The following is an 18,744-nucleotide window of genomic DNA, read 5'->3' as shown; positions in this document are numbered from 1 at the left end:
AATTATGGAAAAAAAGAGAAAAAAAGTTTTGCTGGCAGCCGTGGCAATGCTGTCAGGAATTGGTGCGTTCGCACAGGGAAACGGCTCGGCGGGTATCAACGAGGCTACCCAAATGGTAACAAGTTATTTCGACCCCGCAACGCAATTAATCTACGCCATCGGTGCGGTAGTTGGGTTAATCGGGGGCGTTAAGGTGTATAACAAGTTCAGTTCCGGCGACCCTGATACGAGCAAGACCGCAGCTTCGTGGTTTGGTGCGTGTATCTTCTTGATTGTTGCGGCTACCATCCTGCGCTCATTCTTCCTTTAATCCCTTGCCTTATGAATTACAATATCAACAAAGGCATAGGAAGGACAGTGGAATTTAAAGGGTTGAAAGCGCAATACCTGTTCATTTTCGCAGGCGGGTTGCTCGGTACGCTTATCCTCGTGATGATACTGTATATGGCAGGCGTAAACTCTTACATCTGCCTGTTCCTCGGAGCAGGCGGTGCTTCGCTCATTGTATGGCAGACCTTTTCGCTGAACCGCAAGTACGGTGAACACGGGCTGATGAAGATAGCAGCCAATAAGAGGCACCCCCGCTACATCATCTGTCGCAAGCCGGTACACCGCTACATAAAGTTCACCCGTAAATCGAATGCCGTATGAGAAATGTAGCAAAGACCACAACACTGGAGAGCAAGTTTCCGCTACTGGCAGTAGAAAACAATTGCATCCTTTCCAAAGATGCGGACATCACCGCCTGCTTTGAAGTGCGTTTACCGGAGCTGTTTACTGTAGCCTCAGCAGAATACGAAGCAATTCATTCTGCCTGGCACAAGGCCATTAAGACTTTGCCGGATTTTACGGTTATCCACAAACAGGATTGGTACATCAAAGAAAGCTACGCACCTGATATGGCGAAGGAAGACCAAAGCTTTCTCGCAAAGTCTTATCAACGCCATTTCAATGAACGACCGTTCCTTAACCACTATTGCTACCTGTTCCTGACTAAAACTACCAAAGAGCGTATGCGTATGCAGAGTAATTTCTCATCTCTATGCAAAGGTGTATTGATACCAAAGGAAATCAGGGATAAGGAAGCCATTCACCGTTTTATGGAAGCTGTTGCTCAGTTTGAGCGCATCGTAAACGATAGCGGTTTTATCAAGTTGCAAAGCCTTACGGAAGAGGACATAATCGGTGCGGATGGGAACCAGGGATTGCTGGAACAGTACCTAACACTGTCAAGAGATGCCGGAACTCCAATGCAGGACATCGCATTGGGAGGTGAAGAAGTGCGTATCGGCAACAAAAGGTTGTGCCTGCACACGCTTTCCGATACGGACGACCTGCCCGGAACGGTATCGGCAGATACCCGTTTTGAAAAGCTATCTACCGACCGTAGCGACTGCCGTTTATCATTCGCTGCGCCTGTGGGCTTGTTGTTAAGCTGCAACCACATCTACAACCAGTATTTGTTTTTGGATAACAGCGAAGACAACCTGCAAAAGTTTGAGAAGTCCGCACGGAATATGCACTCGCTGGCGAGGTACAGCCGTGCCAACCAAATCAACAAAGAGTGGATAGAAAAGTACCTGAACGAAGCCCACAGCTTCGGGCTGTCTTCTATCCGTGCGCACTTCAACATTATGGCGTGGTCGGAAGACCCTGCGGAACTGAAGCAGCTAAAGAACGATTGCGGTAGTGCATTGGCACTGATGGAGTGTAAGCCACGCCACAACACAACGGACGTGGCTACCTCGTATTGGGCTGGTATGCCGGGCAATGCGGGCGACTTTCCTAGTGAGGAAAGTTTTTACACTTTTATCGAACCTGCGCTGTGCTTCTTCACGGAAGAAACCAACTACCACAATTCGCCCTCGCCGTTCGGTATCAAGATGGCTGACAGGCTTACAGGAAAACCTATCCATTTGGATATTTCCGACCTGCCTATGAAGCGGGGTATCATCACGAACCGGAACAAGTTCATACTTGGTCCGTCGGGTTCGGGTAAGTCGTTCTTCACTAACCATATGGTACGGCAGTATTACGAACAGGGCGCACACGTACTGTTGGTAGATACGGGAACTCTTATCAGGGCTTATGCGAACTCATCAAAGGAAAGACCAAAGGCGAAGACGGTGTTTACTTCACTTACACCGAAGATAACCCGATTGCCTTTAACCCTTTTTATACCGATGATGGTGTGTTCGACATTGAAAAGAGGGAAAGTATCAAGACTTTGATACTCACGCTTTGGAAACGTGATGATGAGCCGCCAACCCGTTCTGAAGAAGTTGCCCTTTCCAATGCGGTAAGCGGTTATATCGAGCGTATCAAGACGGCAGATGTGTACCCGTCATTCAACGGTTTCTATGAGTATGTAAAAGGCGACTACCGCAAGGTACTGGAAGAAAAGCAGGTCAGGGAAAAAGACTTTGACATTGCCAACTTTCTGAACGTACTCGAACCCTATTACAAGGGTGGCGAATACGATTACCTGCTGAACTCCAACAAGCAGTTAGACCTGCTTTCCAAACGCTTTATCGTGTTTGAAATTGATGCGATTAAAGACCACAAAATCCTTTTTCCCATTGTGACCATCATCATTATGGAGGTGTTCATCAACAAGATGCGCCGACTGAAAGGTATTCGCAAGCTCATCCTGATTGAAGAGGCTTGGAAAGCGATAGCCAAAGAGGGAATGGCAGAATACATCAAGTACCTGTTTAAGACCGTCCGCAAATTCTTCGGAGAAGCGATTGTCGTTACGCAGGAAGTTGACGACATCATCCAATCGCCCATAGTGAAAGAAAGTATCATCAACAACTCCGACTGTAAAATCCTGCTTGACCAACGCAAGTATATGAACAAGTTTGATGACATACAGGCGATGTTGGGGCTTACGGACAAAGAGAAAGGGCAGGTACTTTCCATCAATATGAACAACGATGCAAGCCGACTTTACAAAGAGGTTTGGATTGGCTTAGGTGGTACGCACTCGGCAGTCTATGCCACCGAAGTTAGTTTGGAGGAATACCTCGCCTATACGACCGAAGAAACCGAAAAAATGGAAGTGATGCAGCTTGCTTCCGAACTGGACGGCAATGTAGAACTCGCCATTAAGCATATCGCAATGCAAAGGAGGGACAATTCAAATCAATAGTCATTAACAATTTAAAAATTCAGAAACAATGAAAAAAGTATTGTATCTGGTGTGTACGGCACTGATGCTCGCCGTAGCACCGTCAGCAAAAGCCCAATGGGTTGTAACCGACCCCGCAAATTTGGCTTCGGGCATTATCAACTCTGCAAACGAAATCGTACAGACTTCTTCCACCGTGAGCAACGTGGTAAAAAACTTCAACGAAGTGAAGAAAGTGTACGAGCAGGGCAAGGAATATTACGACAAGCTGAAAGCCATCAATAACCTTGTGAAAGATGCCCGTAAGGTGCAGCAAACGGTTTTGTTGGTAGGCGATGTTTCCGAAATGTACGTGCAGAATTTCGGTAAAATGATGAACGACCCAAATTTCACACCGCAGGAATTGACCGCTATCGGCAACGGTTATTCGGCACTGCTCAATGAAAGTACCGAACTGCTTAAGGAGCTGAAGCAGATTATAACCGCCACAGACCTATCACTAAATGACAAGGAACGTATGGATGTGATTGACCGTGTGTACAAAGAGGTAAAGGATTACCACAGCCTTGTACGCTACTACACCAACAAAAACATTTCTGTAAGCTACCTAAGAGCGAAAAAGAAAAACGATGCCCAAAGAGTGCTTGAACTCTACGGAACTGCTAACCAAAAATACTGGTAAACTATGGAATGGGATAATCTTCACGAACTCCTGCGGTCGCTTTATGATGATATGATGCCGCTTGCAGGCGATATGGCGGCAGTCGCTAAGGGTTTGGCGGGATTGGGAGCATTGTTCTATGTGGCATTAAAGGTTTGGCAGGCTTTAAGCCGTGCCGAACCTATTGATATGTTCCCTTTGCTGCGCCCATTCGCTTTAGGGCTTTGTATTATGTTCTTCCCGACCATCGTACTGGGAACCATCAATGCGGTACTTAGCCCGGTGGTGGTAGGAACCCACCAAATACTCGAAGACCAGGTGCTTGACCTGAACGAACTGCAACAGCAGAAAGACCAGTTGGAATATGAGGCAATGGTCAGGAACCCCGAAACCGCCTATATGGTATCAGACGAAGAGTTTGATAAGAAACTGGACGAACTGGGTTGGTCGCCCTCCGACATTGGAACAATGGCGGGAATGTATATGGACAGGCAAGCCTACAAGATAGAGAAAGCCATAAAGGACTGGTTTCGCAATCTACTGGAAATACTCTTTCAGGCGGCGGCTTTGGTCATTGATACCATACGAACTTTTTTTCTGATAGTCCTCTCCATACTCGGACCAATAGCCTTTGCTATTTCCGTATGGGACGGCTTTCAGTCCACGCTCACGCAATGGCTCACGAGGTACGTCAGCGTTTACCTGTGGCTTCCCGTTTCGGATTTGTTCAGCTCAATGTTGGCAAGAATACAATCCCTCATTTTAGAACGGGATATAGCAATGCTTGCCGACCCCACCTATATACCTGATACGAGCAATACCGTGTACATCATCTTTATGATAATCGGCATCATCGGGTACTTCACTATCCCGACGGTAACAGGTTGGGTAATCCAAGCCGGAGGCGCTGGAAACTTTACCCGCAATGTAAACTCCACAGCAATGAAAGCCGGAAACATCGCCGGAGCAGGCGCAGGTTCCACAGTTGGAAACATCGGCGGTAAACTGATGAATAAATAATCATTAATCATTCTAAAAAATGGAATTTAAAACGCTAAGAAATATCGAAAACAGCTTTAGGCAGATAAGACTATATGCCATTGTGTTTGCGGTTCTCTGCATTGGCGTGGTAGGTTACGCCGTATGGCGTTCCTACCGCTTTGCAGAAGAACAACGCCAAAAAATCTATGTACTGGATAATGGAAAATCCCTGATGCTTGCCTTGTCGCAGGATGCGAGCATCAACCGCCCGGTTGAGGCAAGGGAACACGTCAGGAGATTTCACGAACTGTTCTTTACGCTTGCCCCCGACAAGAACGCTATCGAAAGCAATATGAGCAGGGCATTCAACCTTGCCGACAAAAGTGCTTTCGATTATTACAAGGACTTATCAGAAAAGGGCTATTACAGCCGTATCATTTCGGGGAACGTGCAGCAGCGTATAGAGGTAGATAGTGTGGTGTGCAACTTCGACAACTACCCGTATGCGGTGCATACCTACGCCAAACAATTCATCATCCGTTCGAGCAACGTAACCAGGCGTAACCTGATTACTTCCTGCTATCTCGTCAACTCCGTTCGTTCCGACAATAATCCGCAGGGCTTCAATATTGAAAAATTTGCAGTCGTGGAAAATAAGGATATAGAGGTCATCGAACGCTAAAAAAACAATCTTATGGAAGCATTATCAGATTTAAGCACTTTCGCAAAAATCCTTACCGACAAAGGATATAACGGGTATTTCCATACGCAGGGTGCGTATGCCGGAAAGCTGAAAGACAGCATCAGCGATTACCTCGAAAGCTGCCAAAAAGGTGCAGATACTTTGCCTAAGCAGGACTTGTTGCTGACAGGCTACCTGCAATGGTCGGGCGACGACAAGCCCCGTGTAGAATGCAGTATGTGGGTAAAGTACCTGAACGGCAAGTTCTCATTGAACCGTATGGAAATAGCCAAGAAAGACGGCTTTGGGCAACTGCTCAAAAAATCGGAACTGGCAAACCTGTCAGTAATGTCCGCACCCCAATTAAAGGAAGCGGTCGCACTGGTCAACGGTGAGCCGAAGCAAAAGGCGGGTAAAAGTCCTAAGCGTTTCAAGCTATAACACAGAAATAGTAAGACTATGAAAAAATTAAGAGCAAATATGGACAGGTACTTTGACAAGCTGGACGACTGTTGGCGGGCGTTGCCTTTACGCAAGCAGCACCAATATACGCTGTACTTCTTTGTGGGTTACCTGCTGCTTACCATAGCGGTCATTTGCAAAGTGATGTACGACACCTCAAAGTCCGGTAGCGGTATGGTCATAGAGCATATCGAAAACCCTGTCCTCAAAAGTAAAAACCCTGCAAGGTTGCAAGACAGTGTATCAACAATTTTAAAAAATCAGATTTATGAAAGAAAATGAGAACAAAAAATCGGTTGTTCGGGTAACAGAGGGGAACCCGAATGAAACCGCTGATGTGCTGCAAGACGGCACACAGAACAAAGCCGACAAGCTCAAAAAGCCAATCATATTCCTTTTGATGGGCGTGGTATTTCTCGGCTGTATGTACCTGATATTTAAACCGTCGAAAGATAAAAAGGCAGTCGAAAATATCGGGCTGAACGATGCCGTGCCGCAGGCTACCGGAGCAGGAATGCCCGATGATAAAAGCAAGGCGTATGAGCAGGAAATGCTCGAACGCAAGGATCAGGAAAAACGTAATGCACTTACAACACTTTCCGACTACTGGAATACAGAAGACAAGGACGTGCCGACCAATGAACAGCTTCCTGAAGAAGAGGAAAGCGACGGCTTTGGCGGTGGTGGCAGAAATTCGGGACGAAACGGAAATTCGGCATTGAACAGCTATCGCAATGCGCAAAGTACATTGGGTTCATTCTATCAGGACAACAATTCTGAAACAATGGAACTGCGTAAGCAGGTGGACGAACTGAAAGCGAAGTTGTCGGAAAAAGATGTGCCACCTGTGGCCACCGTTGACGACCAACTCAAATTAATGGAGAAATCCTATGAAATGGCTGCAAAGTATCTGCCGCAAAATGCCAATACCGGAAATGCTGCTCCTGCAAACGGTGCAACTACGGGAGCTGCGGGTGCTAACCAAAAAGAGCAATTCGTATCGTTTACACCCACAAGAAAGAACATTGTATCAGCCCTGTACCGTGAACCGTCGGACAGTGCCTTTGCAGCCGATTGGAGCCAAACAAAAAACCGTGGGTTTTATACCGCAGGTTCTACTGAAGAGGTAGTACAACCCAAAAACAGTATCAAAGCCTGTGTACACGAAGCCCAAACGGTAGTTGGCGAAACGGGTGTGCGCTTACGCTTGTTAGAGCCTGCTAAAACCCCGCAACGTACCATCCCCAAAGGAACGATTGTAACGGCTAATGCCAAATTTCAGAATGGCAGGCTGCAATTAAAAGTTACCTCCGTAGAACTGGAGGGCAACATCATCCCGGTTGATATTACCATTTATGATTTGGACGGACAGCAGGGCTTGTACGCGCCTTATTCGCCGGAAATGAACGCCCTTACCGAAATGGCGGGCAATATGAGCCAGACCGGGGGAACAAGCGTAATGCTCACGCAGAATGCCGGACAGCAGGTAGCCGCTGACCTAAGCCGTGGCGTGGTACAGGGTATTTCGGGCTATTTCGCCAAGAAAGTAAGAACGCCAAAGGTTACACTGAAAGCGGGCTATCAGGTCTTCCTCGTATCGAAAAAATAATGTTGAACTCAAATAAATAAAACAATGAAAAATCATTTAAAAACCTTTTGGGCTTTTGCCCTGATACTCGGCTTTGCCGTAACAACCTATGCACAGGACAGTGCAACAGCAAAAACACCGCTTGCATTGGGAAAGATAGAACCGTACCGTATGGAAGTTACCTACGATAAAACGTCGCACCTGATTTTCCCGACCGCCATTCGCTACGTGGATTTGGGCAGCGAATACCTGATTGCAGGGAAAGCTGAAGATGCAGAAAACGTGTTGCGTGTAAAAGCATCAGTTAGGGACTTTGAGCCGGAAACGAATTTTTCCGTTATCACGAATGACGGGCGTTTTTACAGCTTCAACGTGTATTACAGTTCCTACCCGGAGGTATTGAGCTACGACCTGCTCACAATGCAAAAGGCGGTGGATAAAGCCAACGGTAACGATGTGCTTTTTGAAGAATTGGGCAACAATTCGCCCTCACTGGCAGGCTTGCTACTGGAAACCATTTACAAAAAAGATAAGCGTATTGTAAAGCATATCGGGGCTAAGAGCTTCGGCATCCAGTTTATCCTCAAAGGCATTTACATACACAACGGCAAATACTATTTCCATACGGAATTGAGAAACCGTACCAATGTGCCGTTTCAGATTGATTTTATCAATTTCAAAGTGGTGGATAAAAAGGTAGCCAAACGCACCGTAGTCCAGGAACGTCCTTTAACACCTTTGAGAACTTACAAGCCATTGGACGGCATTGCCGGACAATCGACCGAACAAAACGTATTCCTGTTAGACCAGTTTACCATTGCCGATGACAAGGTGCTGCTGATTGAGATTTTTGAGAAAAACGGTGGCAGACATCAAACATTGCAAGTCGAAAATTCCGATTTAATCAAAGCCCGTTTGATTAACGATATGCACCTGAAATTTTAATAACCCTATAAAGCAATAATATGAAAAAGTATATCTACACCGTGTTGATTGTCCTGATAGGCATCACGGCTGCACAGGCGCAAAGAATGCTGCCGAAGCAGAAAGGAATGGAAATAAGTGCAGGTGTGTTGTCCGATGATAAGATTGGCAATGATTACTACATCAGCGCAGCAATGACAGTAAACGGTAAGAATGGCAACTACCAACTTTGGGCGTTGGAATATACCCACCAGTACCACGGGTACAAAGACCTCCGCATACCGCAGGAAACCTATTCCGCAGAGGGCGGTTACAGTTTCTTCTTGTTGGGCGATGCCCGAAAGAATATCACGCTGAATTTCGCCGTAACAGGCGTGGTCGGCTACGAAAGCATCAACCGGGGAGAAGCGATGTTGTACGACGGTGCGAAGATATTGAGCGAAGATAATTTTATCTACGGAGCAGGCGGTCGCCTCACTTTTGAAACGTACCTGTCCGACCGTTTTGTATTAGTCCTGCATGGGCGTACTAAAGTTCTGTGGGGGACGGATTTGGAACAGTTCCGTCCATCCGCCGGTGTGGGTTTAAGGTTTAACTTTTAAAACGTAAAAACGATGATAGCAATATTCAATAAATTCAGAACAGGGCTACTGCCATTATATGTATTCCTGGCAATCCTCACAGCTTCGGTTACGCTGGTATCTTGCAGCAAAGATGATGAACTTGAAATACAGAACAATTTTCCTTTTGAGGTCAGTGTAATGCCAGTGCCTAAAGACGTTGCCAACGGGCAGACGGTAGAAATACGCATTACCATACAGCGTACGGGCAATTACAGCAGCACGCAGTATTTCCTCCGCTATTTCCAGTTTGACGGGCAGGGAACGCTGCAATACTACGATGAACCGCCGTATCAGCCCAATGACCTGTACCAGCTACCAACGGAGCAGTTTCGTCTATACTACACTTCAACGTCTTCCGTATCGCAATCATTTGATGTTTGGATTTCGGATAGCTTCGGAAATGAAAAGCAAGTGAGCTTTCAGTTTAACAGCAGCGATTAAGAGCAGTATTTCAATTCATTAAAAACGGCTTATCCGATGGGTAAGCCGTTTCCGCGTTAAGTACAAATCGTTTATAGGTTGAAAAAATATTTTTCTTAAATTCAAATAGTGGAAATAAAGTGTTTTTGTTATGGTCGCATCACTAGTTATAGGTATCATATTTTTGGTTGCAGGCTTGGGTCTTCGTTATTGGATTAACCGGAGAAAGTTTTACAGGCGCAGCCCTATGGGGGCAGAGGGTTTTTCATCTTATGAAAGTTCGGTTTTCATTAAATTGATTGAAAGGGTTGGTAAATGGATAGCATACGCCCTGATTATATTCGGCCTATTATCGCTGTGGGTTTACTCTCGTGAGAAAAAAGATAAAGAAAAGCAGAGTGTAGAGATACAAAAAATAAGATAAGAAGTTTAAAAGAGAGAATTATAAAATGACAAAATCCTTTGATGACATTACCCTACGAAATATATCAGATATTATTTCAAATATGCTAACACATACGAAAATTACAGAACATTTATCTGGTGCTGGCATTTCTCAATCTCAATTTGGTACAAACAAAACAGATAGACTATTTTATGCTTTAAAAGAAAGACAAGTTCAAGATATGTGTGGAAATAATGTTTTAGCGTTCGTTGTCAGACTATTAAACCCAAAAAGATACAATTCAGAAGATGAATTTGAAAAGGATAGAACCACTATCAATGAGAAACTGGTTTATGAAGGAATAGAAATTGATAAAACTGGACAACCACGACAAGTTGACAGGGCTAAAACCATTTCAGAAGCTAAAAGCAGATCACTTAAAATCAAAGAAAAAGTACACGGCATTGGGGTTCACTCAGAAATTTTGCCTTACTGCGAAGCTGAATGGTTAAAGGAAAACTATTTTCACGCTATACTTGAAATTACAAAAAGTGTCGCAGAAAGGCTTAGGCAAAAAAGTGGCTATACTTCAGACGGAGCAGATTTAGTTGATGATTGTTTTGCGTTGGGAAAAGACAAAAGACCTATGCTTGCTTTTAATACTCTAACTAATCCGAGCGAAGAAAGTGAACATAAAGGCTTTGGAAACTTCTGTAAAGGATTTTTTTCTATGTACAGAAATCCAAAGGCACACAATCCAAAGATATTGGAGGATACCCAACTCTCACAAATGACAGAAGTTTTGGTTATAGCAACAATAATTCACAACAAACTTGATAACACTTATAAAACAGGACTTAAATAATAAATCGGATAGCTTAGTAACTATCCGATTTTTTGTTTTTACAGGATAGTAAACCGCCAAACACTACTTCTCAAAGCCAAACTCTGCAACATTCCCCAATGCAGTATTAAGTCTTTATAAATTCGACTTCCATAGCAAAATTGAGCAAACAATGGAAGTAATCGCAATACAAAAATCCGCATTGGATGGAATGAAAAATGAACTGAAGGCACTTTTGGAATTGACCGAAAATGCCACACAGAAATACACATCTATATTTAATGAAGAACAATGGCTCGATAACCAGGAAGTGTGTCTGATGATGAACATTACCAAGCGGACTTTACAGACGTACAAGGACAAAGGGTTATTGCCTTATTCCAGATTGAACCGTAAGAACTACTATAAACTCTCGGATGTACAGGCTTTGCTTGAAGTCGGACAGCCGTACAATACTGCCGAAAATGGATTTACTGACGAATGAAGCCGAAGAAATCATCACACAACAGAAGATGATAAAACGGTTGCGAAGCCGTATCGAAGAAATACTGAAAAACTACCACCCTGTAATGAACGGGGAAATATATCTGTCTGGAGAAGAAGTGTGCAAGCTACTCCATATCAGCAAACGGACTTTACAGCAATATCGTGATGATAGCATACTGCCGTATGTACAAATAGCCGGTAAGATTATTTATAAGGAAAGCGATATTCTGACCATACTGGAGCGAAATTACGTTTCCGCTAAACCAAAATGATTGCAACCTTTTTTTGCCATACATGCTATCGAAAAGGAACGAGTTTAGTATCTTTACCGTTGAAAATATAGAAATACTTAAAGTGTTTTTGCTTTAAGTCCCACATTGAAAACTGGTAATTTTTAGACAACGGGACAGATAAGTAGGAACGCTCACGCTATAGGCGTGGGCGCTCGCTTATTCGTTGTCGGGTATACCAGTACCTCAATGTGCGGTAAGTGTAGTTGCCTGCGCTTTCTTTTTGTGCAGGGCTACATCAACACAAAAAAGGTATGATATGGAAACTGGTACTGCACAAAAAACAATCTCTCTGTCTTTTATTAATGATAAAAGCCCGATAACCGATAGCATCTGTAAAGATCTCGCTGCATCCGAAATGAAAATCCTATGTCGGTCAGAAAATATTGAGGATGGACTATCTCAATTGTCTTCATTGAATAAACTTCCCAAAATCTGTATTATTGATTTGGATTTTTACGACCAAAATGTGCTGGTGCAGCTTCACAAATTAAAAACAGAATATCCTGTGATCAAACTGATTGCTCATAGTGATATAGATGATGAGAAAGTTGGGAAATCTCTTTTGGATATTGGTTTTTCAAGTTATCTGCTGTTTGGTAGTGATGTGGATGATTTTAAAAGAGCCATTGACCAAGCTGTCTATGGCTGATAGAAGTTTTAATATTTTTATTTTATCTTTAACTGCTGTAATATATCCCTAGTGAGTTTCGATAAGGGACGTCTTTCATGTTCTGCATTTTCAAGATAATTTCCCCAAATAAACCGATCAATATCGGCCTCTTGTTTTCCGAGCCCCTTGTAGGAATCGATTAGTGAAGTATAATAACTATGATTATAAGCTTGTGCTTTGTCTATTATTTCTTTCACATAATCAATATGTTCATTATATAGTTCCTTTAGAGCAAATGCTCCAATATTTAGATTAGTGTCTGAAAAATCAATTTCAATGTTTTCCTCTAAGGCCCAATCCAATGATTCTTCTTCGCCAGTTTTGGTTTTAACTCTAAACTTAAAGTTATCTTCAAATCCCTCGTTATAAGGACTTGTATCTATTAAATCATCAAGTTTTGTATGATTACAAATAGAACAAGAAGGGATTAAATTGTAAAATGAAAGAGCTAAATAAGGAAATTCTGATTTTGAATGAAAATGATCAAACTCAGGACGAATAGTTTTAGTTCCTTTTTCTATTGTAAAAGTGTATTGTCGATTGCAGTATGGACAAGTTTTTATATCAAGTTGTTTAGATAACCATTTACCTATTTTTTGATTATAAAATATCTCTTCATATTGTCCTATCATATATTTTTTAAAGTCATCGAAACCATCTTGATTTAAAGCTTGAAATTCTTGAATAATACTATTTAAATCATTTGATTTGATGATTCTATCTTTGTTGTTTACCCAGAAATTTTGTAGAACATTATTCTTCTTTTTATTGAACCTTTTCTTTTTCAATTCTTTTAAATAATTGCCTGCTATAATTGCTAAATTACTACGATTGATTTTTATCATTGGTTGCTATTCTTTAATTCATTCAGTTCAGCACGAAGTTTTCGAAGTTCATCTTTTAAATCTGAATATTCTACTGGTTTTAATTCATTATACTTTTTCAATAATTGACTTTTTATAAATGGTTCACCTACCAACAGTATTTCATTAAATAATTCATCCGAACATTCTCCCTTATGAAGCCTTGCAAACATTTGGTTGATTTTCTGTTTAGCAAAATCACCGATTGGAACACCATTTAGAAAAAAACCATGCTGTAAAAGAGTGTGAATGTTTGCTCCAAAAGTATCTTCTTGCATCTCATCAACAATGTTGCTTCCATATTCCAAAAACAAGACATTCTTTTTTGGAATGTCAGACAAAATAAATGGAGAATGTGTTGCCATTTGAATATTTATGCTAGCAATATGAAACTCCATATTTTGGATGTTAAGTATAAGATTATTAACAAATTGCCTTTGAAACTCAGGATGAAAATATAGCTCTATTTCGTCTAAAATAATGTTTATATGATTGTATTTAACCCTACGCAAATTACCTTCAATTGAATTGAGATTTCTTATATGATACAGGATAGAGCTAGTAGTATACACTAACTGTTTTTCCCCTGAACTAAGTTTAGAAAAAGAGTAAGCCATCTTGTTACTATTTTTTTCTTTCAATTGTATATCGGTTTCAAAACAATGAGGGGGGATAAGATCGATATATCTCCATTTTCTAAGATTGTGTATGCCATCAATAGATTTGGCAAATTCATCAATAGAATAATTCTTTGCTGAAATATGTCTTAATTCAAGGAAAGCTAATACTTGTTTTATTCTGAAAGTTAGGTGACTTTTATCTTTATCAATTTCTTCAATTAAATTTTTAAGTTCCTCATCTGTTTTTTTAGTCCAATCTTCTGAATACAAGGGGGATAATGGAGCGAAATTATCGAATGCATCGTATTGTGATACCTTAATAGTCTTGTATACAAGATAAAGTAAAGCCGCATCATATTCTTCATCTTCTTTTTTTGTTGTTTTAAATTGATATTTGTGCTTCCATAGATTAATAATTTTATCCCTCAATCCATCAAAAAAATCATTTTCTATCCTATTGCCAGCTTTTTTCCAATTGTCTATAATTTTGCCCCATTTTTCATCTATTTTTTTTCTTTCTAGAGTAATAGTAATTGACTCGACAGAATTTTTCTCGTTAATTTCTGTAAATAGTGCATTACGCTGTTTTTTTTCATTGAAAAGCAGGGAAATTAATCTGTCATTAGCTAAAGCATTTTCTCTGGAAATGTTGATATTACCATTTGTACGCATTGGATTTAAAACAACTGGCGTTTGGTAGCCGTCATTTTTATGAAAAATTCCACGAAGCCAACAGTCTTTTTTTACTTTATCCCATTCTTCTTTGTATTCCAGTGTGTTGAAAGCATGTAACGAGTAGTTCATTACAATTGTATAGAAAAAGTGTTCCCCCAAGACTTTTTTAGCATCCCTCACATTGTTCCATTTTCCTGAAGAGAAGTGATATAAAATAATACTTTCACCTTGCTGTTGCAGTAGGTAATATTGATCTCCAATTGAGAAATACAATTGAGCAAAAACCCCCTCAACAAACATAAGATCGGCATCTACTTTATCAGAAAGTATTTTGTAGGATATATTATTTATTAGTCTTAGAACTATATCAATCAATGCGCTTTTTCCACTGCCATTTTTACCAACAATCGCACTAATACTTATTGCTGGTGCTTTTGATTTGTTAATATTGAAAAAATCATAATTTAATTTTTCATTTTCTTTTTTTACAATTTGTAACTTCTCTGATTTTTCAATTTTCACCAACTCATAATCGTTATAGAATGGGTAAGGATTATTTGTTTTTAAATTCTTTTTAATATGATCTACACATTCTTCAAGAATGTTTACTGCAATAATTTTTAGCTGATTTTTCATTTAACTCTTATCAATGATGTAGTTGAACATCAAATTTAAAAAATTAAGCGTGTCCTTCGACAAATGATTTTTATCAAGCAAGCGGCGTTCTTTTGCTTCTTTTCTTAGGTCGCCAATGTGGTAAGAAAAGAAGCTCCCTAAAACAACGAAAGGGATAATGAATATCCCTCAAATAATGCCGCAACCTGTTTGGTAAAATGTGTCGGAAGGAATGGTGCGTGGGTATCCTATTTTGGCAAAGGGGTTGCACCGCTTTGATGCAAAAAGACTGCCCCGACCATCGGGAGGGAGTGTCTTTTTGCCGCCCGATTTTCCAATCAGGCGACTTTTATAGGGTGGGTACGGAAATCCTTCAGGTTGTGAAAAAATCCCCTGTATGGTGTCAATCCGTTACGGAACAAACCCCATAACAGGGAGCAACCCATCTGCACCAAAGATGAATTGATAAACAAATCCTGCTTTTCCAACGCTTCAGCAAGGGAACAGCTTGGCGTATCATCTTCCAGTTCGGATTGTTTGAGCAACTCGCCAAATTCATCCGTAATCATTGGCAGGCTTGCCACCGTTTCGTATTTCTCGGACTTGGGTTGCTGTATCGTTCCTATTGTAGATAATATAACCTGTCCTGTATGTTGGCTGTTGCCAAAGTCCAGCCAATAGCGTGGGCGGTTGGAATAAGCTTTGCCGTTGTTCAATCCGTTTAATATGTCCGCAATCTCAAACCTTGCTTTTACGCTGTCCACACAAGAAATATAAATACTTGCTCCTGTGTTTTCGGGCAACCTTTCCTTACTGTCTTTTTCAAATTTCCTTGCTTCGGCTTTCCAGTTCGTACCTGCCCAACGATTGATGCGGTTGATAATGGCAACGGACTTGTACAACCCGACCTCACATTCAGCGAAACGCTGTCTGCCTAAATTGGCTTGGGTAATAATATCGTCGTCCCAAAGACGTACAAATAATCCTGCGTGTCCTAACTCGATTAGGCTGTGGTTCATTTCAAGCAAAGCGGTCATTACTTTTGAGCCTGTGCCACCTGCACCGATTACGTTTACCGTTATCGGATTAGTGGGATTTATCAGATAGCTGTCCGTAAAATGGACTTTTAAAATTTCTGTGTTCATTACAATATCGTTTTTATGGTCTTGTTTGTCTTTTTCAATACCTCTTTAGGAAAGGTTTTGTCTGTGCTGATAAGGTCTTTCCAAAGGCTCATACAATTCCCTTTTATGGGGTTGTGATCGTTTACCAAGTGGCTGAAATAGCTGTTAAAAAAATAGCTTTCCCACGCCTGTATAAATTCTTCCATCGAAGCCGAATTTTTGATGTTCACATTTACATTACCCATACATACGTGTCCATCCTCGTACACGTTGAAAAACGGAGCGTGAAACAATGCGGTTTTCTCGGTAGGTCTGCGGTCTTTATCGAGGGCGAAAACAACAAGGCTCTGTTTGCTTGCATACCAAAGCATTGCAGGTACTTCTGCCGTGCCGTTTGGTATTTCAAGACTTTCCGTAAAGTACATTTTGGTTTTTCTTGCTTTGGTGTACCAAAGCACCGTACCGTTTTCACTCGGATTAATGTGCAGGACGTTGGTAGGCATAATGCCGTTAGATTTTAAAAATGCCTTGCTCTTTTCCTTTTCCGTATTAAGTGCTTTTGCCAATACTTTGGCTTCCCGTTCGGTCAAAGGATGGGCGTTGATAGGATTACCGTTCTTATCCATATCAAAATGCTCTACATAGGTGGTTTTACTACTTCCTTTGGTCTGGTAGAAAACCAAAGCCGATAAGGGGTGGTAAAGTGTTCCAAAGTCTTGTGTTATATCTTTCATCGCTTGCTGTATCTAATAGTTATTCAGTATGTATATCAATTCCTCAATTAAGGCGAAAACACGGTTTTCAAATTCAAGGGTATTGGCGGTAATGTCACTACCATCAAACCGTTTCACAATGGTGGGTTCTTCCATCTGTCCGTATTCCTGCAACTCGGTGTTAACGCTGTCGAAAAGTGTTTGAAATAAAATGCCTTTTGCATCGGCACAAAAGGAAACATACTTTTCCATCCCTATACTATTTTCCATATCTTCCTCGTTAGCTTCTCCGTTTGGCAGGGCATTTCGGTTTATGGTGGCAGTCGGGAATTGTCCATACAGGGCAAAGGCTTCGCTTGCCAGTTTGTAACAATCTTGGTCAAAGCTGTCTTTGATTTTAAAAGCAATTAAACGCTCTTTAAATCGGCTCAAATTCTGCCCGTTGTAAATCTTCTGCTCCATACGTTCGCCTATCTGTTCTGCTTGCCTAATCTCGTTTAAATAGGTTGGCGTGTCCTCGTTCTCATCATCGCATACAATCCACTCCGTTACCATTTCATACATCCAATACAGGTAACTGCTTTCCTGCCGATAATAAGGAACATCTGCAATGTGGTACAGGTAGGCACACACGGACTGCAATAGCTGTACGGCTTGCTTACGGTTAGGGTTCTTGGATAGTCGGTACAATGGCACTATAGGAATATAATACAGGGTTGCACCTGTACTGTACCGTTCCTCGCTTACGAAATACGTTTTCTTACTATCCTGTATCAAACGTATTTCTTCCCAATCACGAAACTTTTTCCTTAACTGTTCTTCTGTATCATCCAAAGCCAAAGCGATATTGTAGGGATAGCCGTATTGCCTGGACTGCATAGGTTGTATGCCGTAATGTCCTGCAAGTTTGGAAAGGGACTGGTAAAAATCCCTTTCCGTTTTTTCAGATTTCTTACAAGCCTGTGCCGTTTCCGCTTCTTGCAGTTTCGGGAGGAATGAACATCTTAGAAAACCATTGGTAGCATGGCTATCGGTACGGCTTTCAATTTGTCTTTCCGTATCTCGTTTGCGTCCTTTGGTCTTTGCATCCAGTCTGCGAACTCGCCCAACTGTCTGTGCAAAGTCCGCTGTTTGGGTTGCTGTGGGGTTTTGATAGTACCCGATATGATGTTGCGTTGCATAGTTCATCGTTTTTGCTTTTTGGTTTAACCTTTAGTTCCCATTACACTCTCAAATCGGTACTGTACTGTATCGTCACGGATAACAGGGGCAGATACTTCTGCGGTGGTCAATATAGGGTAAGAATTTGCATAGAAATTCATCACGGCTTCCACGCTCCATTTTGGTTCGGGGTCGGTCAGTTTTATTTGCTGTCCTTTATCGTTAAGTATAAATACTCTTTCTAATTGCGTTGCTAATAACATGGTTTCTGAATTTTGGCGTTAAACAATCTGTTCCTGTTCTGCTCCGAAAAGGCTCGGTGTTGAAAATTTTGCGGATAGTTCGCCCTTGCGTTTGCGTATCTCGTCTGCTTTTTCGGGAAACTCTGTTATATCGGGTACTTTCATCCACGCATCACGGAACTTGCCCTCTTTCTCCAGTTCTTCAGCCTTTGCCATTCCATCTTTGAATTTTTTGTCTTTGGCTTCCTGCTCTTTCTTCTGCTTATCGGCTTTCTCTTTCTCCATTGCGGAATTTTTTTTGGCTTCCTCCAATTGTTTCATAAATGCTTCCATATCCACCATTAAGCCCGAAGCCTTTTGTATAGGCGTGGTTATCTGCTCAAAAAATCCCTCGTCAAACTCCTGCGGAGTGGCGTTAAAGGTCAAAGGGGGGATTAGGTTTTTAGCGTTATCTCCGCACCCTTCGTTATTGAGCAAAACCGATACAATAAGGTTACTGTCATTGCCTTTTGCTATGGTCAGTTGCAGATTACCTGTAAAATCCAACTGTGCTATCTGATTGAAAAAATTTGCGTTCATTGT

The 18,744-nt window shown here is 41.7% G+C and carries 23 protein-coding genes and 1 pseudogene; 17 read left to right on the top strand and 7 right to left on the bottom strand.

Annotated elements, in window-relative coordinates:
* Window positions 1-4 precede the first annotated feature (4 nt).
* The 17 genes and pseudogenes from I6J03_RS10295 to I6J03_RS10215 all read left to right on the top strand — a co-directional run bounded on the left by I6J03_RS10295 (window position 5) and on the right by I6J03_RS10215 (window position 12,128).
* The gene (locus tag I6J03_RS10295) at window positions 5-310 is read left to right on the top strand and encodes a DUF4134 domain-containing protein (RefSeq protein ID WP_003012776.1); all 306 of its coding nucleotides are present in this window, start codon (window positions 5-7) and stop codon (window positions 308-310) included.
* Between the two features lie 11 nt (window positions 311-321).
* Window positions 322-651: a DUF4133 domain-containing protein gene (locus I6J03_RS10290; RefSeq protein ID WP_003012779.1), complete on the top strand. Its 330-nt coding sequence runs from the start codon at window positions 322-324 to the stop codon at window positions 649-651.
* Window positions 648-3,151, top strand: a pseudogene (locus I6J03_RS10285) (TraG family conjugative transposon ATPase). The gene I6J03_RS10290 and the pseudogene I6J03_RS10285 overlap by 4 nt, the downstream one beginning before the upstream one ends.
* Before the next feature lie 28 nt (window positions 3,152-3,179).
* Complete coding sequence (locus I6J03_RS10280) at window positions 3,180-3,812, top strand: DUF4141 domain-containing protein (protein WP_003012786.1); 633 nt, start codon at window positions 3,180-3,182, stop codon at window positions 3,810-3,812.
* A 3-nt stretch (window positions 3,813-3,815) separates the two neighbouring features.
* Entirely contained in the window at window positions 3,816-4,811 is a 996-nt protein-coding gene (gene traJ / locus I6J03_RS10275) for a conjugative transposon protein TraJ (RefSeq protein WP_003012787.1), read from the top strand.
* Between the two features lie 19 nt (window positions 4,812-4,830).
* Window positions 4,831-5,454, top strand: coding sequence for a conjugative transposon protein TraK (traK, locus tag I6J03_RS10270; RefSeq protein WP_003012789.1), 624 nt, complete (start codon window positions 4,831-4,833; stop codon window positions 5,452-5,454).
* Window positions 5,455-5,466: 12 nt separating this feature from the next.
* Entirely contained in the window at window positions 5,467-5,895 is a 429-nt protein-coding gene (locus I6J03_RS10265; protein WP_003012791.1) for a hypothetical protein, read from the top strand.
* Window positions 5,896-5,913: 18 nt separating this feature from the next.
* On the top strand, window positions 5,914-6,198 hold the full coding sequence (locus I6J03_RS10260) for a hypothetical protein (protein ID WP_003012792.1): 285 nt from the start codon (window positions 5,914-5,916) through the stop codon (window positions 6,196-6,198).
* Window positions 6,185-7,525, top strand: coding sequence for a conjugative transposon protein TraM (gene traM / locus I6J03_RS10255; RefSeq protein ID WP_003012794.1), 1,341 nt, complete (start codon window positions 6,185-6,187; stop codon window positions 7,523-7,525). Before I6J03_RS10260 ends, traM begins: the two co-directional genes overlap by 14 nt.
* Window positions 7,526-7,549: 24 nt before the next feature.
* Window positions 7,550-8,449, top strand: a complete 900-nt coding sequence (traN, locus tag I6J03_RS10250) for a conjugative transposon protein TraN (protein WP_003012796.1) — start codon at window positions 7,550-7,552, stop codon at window positions 8,447-8,449.
* Window positions 8,450-8,469: 20 nt separating this feature from the next.
* Window positions 8,470-9,030, top strand: coding sequence for a conjugal transfer protein TraO (locus tag I6J03_RS10245; RefSeq protein ID WP_003012799.1), 561 nt, complete (start codon window positions 8,470-8,472; stop codon window positions 9,028-9,030).
* Window positions 9,031-9,042: 12 nt separating this feature from the next.
* Window positions 9,043-9,492, top strand: a complete 450-nt coding sequence (locus tag I6J03_RS10240; protein WP_003012801.1) for a DUF3872 domain-containing protein — start codon at window positions 9,043-9,045, stop codon at window positions 9,490-9,492.
* Window positions 9,493-9,622: 130 nt separating this feature from the next.
* On the top strand, window positions 9,623-9,895 hold the full coding sequence (locus I6J03_RS10235) for a hypothetical protein (RefSeq protein ID WP_003012802.1): 273 nt from the start codon (window positions 9,623-9,625) through the stop codon (window positions 9,893-9,895).
* 25 nt (window positions 9,896-9,920) lie between these two features.
* On the top strand, window positions 9,921-10,721 hold the full coding sequence (locus tag I6J03_RS10230) for a TIGR02391 family protein (protein WP_003012803.1): 801 nt from the start codon (window positions 9,921-9,923) through the stop codon (window positions 10,719-10,721).
* Between the two features lie 151 nt (window positions 10,722-10,872).
* Complete coding sequence (locus tag I6J03_RS10225; protein ID WP_003012805.1) at window positions 10,873-11,184, top strand: helix-turn-helix domain-containing protein; 312 nt, start codon at window positions 10,873-10,875, stop codon at window positions 11,182-11,184.
* Window positions 11,165-11,458 (top strand): helix-turn-helix domain-containing protein, encoded by a 294-nt coding sequence (locus I6J03_RS10220; protein WP_003012807.1) that lies wholly within the window; start codon window positions 11,165-11,167, stop codon window positions 11,456-11,458. The genes I6J03_RS10225 and I6J03_RS10220 overlap by 20 nt, the downstream gene beginning before the upstream one ends.
* 277 nt (window positions 11,459-11,735) lie before the next feature.
* Complete coding sequence (locus I6J03_RS10215) at window positions 11,736-12,128, top strand: response regulator transcription factor (protein ID WP_003012809.1); 393 nt, start codon at window positions 11,736-11,738, stop codon at window positions 12,126-12,128.
* Between the two features lie 17 nt (window positions 12,129-12,145).
* Here the strand turns inward: I6J03_RS10215 and I6J03_RS10210 are convergent, their stop codons facing one another.
* The 7 genes from I6J03_RS10210 to I6J03_RS10180 all read right to left on the bottom strand — a co-directional run bounded on the left by I6J03_RS10210 (window position 12,146) and on the right by I6J03_RS10180 (window position 18,741).
* Window positions 12,146-12,994 (bottom strand): HNH endonuclease, encoded by an 849-nt coding sequence (locus tag I6J03_RS10210; RefSeq protein ID WP_003012811.1) that lies wholly within the window; start codon window positions 12,992-12,994, stop codon window positions 12,146-12,148.
* Window positions 12,991-14,943, bottom strand: coding sequence for an AAA family ATPase (locus I6J03_RS10205; protein WP_003012813.1), 1,953 nt, complete (start codon window positions 14,941-14,943; stop codon window positions 12,991-12,993). The genes I6J03_RS10210 and I6J03_RS10205 overlap by 4 nt, the downstream gene beginning before the upstream one ends.
* 317 nt (window positions 14,944-15,260) lie before the next feature.
* Window positions 15,261-16,067, bottom strand: coding sequence for a PRTRC system ThiF family protein (locus tag I6J03_RS10200; protein ID WP_003012815.1), 807 nt, complete (start codon window positions 16,065-16,067; stop codon window positions 15,261-15,263).
* Window positions 16,067-16,780, bottom strand: a complete 714-nt coding sequence (locus I6J03_RS10195; RefSeq protein WP_003012816.1) for a PRTRC system protein B — start codon at window positions 16,778-16,780, stop codon at window positions 16,067-16,069. The genes I6J03_RS10200 and I6J03_RS10195 overlap by 1 nt, the downstream gene beginning before the upstream one ends.
* A 12-nt stretch (window positions 16,781-16,792) precedes the next feature.
* A complete protein-coding gene (locus tag I6J03_RS10190; RefSeq protein ID WP_003012818.1) occupies window positions 16,793-17,947 on the bottom strand; it encodes a hypothetical protein in 1,155 nt (384 codons plus the stop codon).
* A gap of 17 nt (window positions 17,948-17,964) precedes the next feature.
* Window positions 17,965-18,183, bottom strand: a complete 219-nt coding sequence (locus tag I6J03_RS10185) for a PRTRC system protein C (protein WP_003012820.1) — start codon at window positions 18,181-18,183, stop codon at window positions 17,965-17,967.
* A gap of 18 nt (window positions 18,184-18,201) precedes the next feature.
* Window positions 18,202-18,741 carry a PRTRC system protein E gene (locus I6J03_RS10180; protein WP_003012822.1) on the bottom strand — a complete coding sequence of 180 codons (540 nt, stop codon included), beginning with the start codon at window positions 18,739-18,741 and terminating at the stop codon, window positions 18,202-18,204.
* Between the last annotated feature and the right edge of the window lie 3 nt (window positions 18,742-18,744).

It is taken from the genome of Sphingobacterium spiritivorum (assembly GCF_016724845.1).
GTDB lineage: Bacteria > Bacteroidota > Bacteroidia > Sphingobacteriales > Sphingobacteriaceae > Sphingobacterium > Sphingobacterium spiritivorum_A.
The sequence above is the reverse complement of the archived record's forward strand: the minus strand, read 5'-3'. Positions and strand labels throughout refer to the sequence as shown.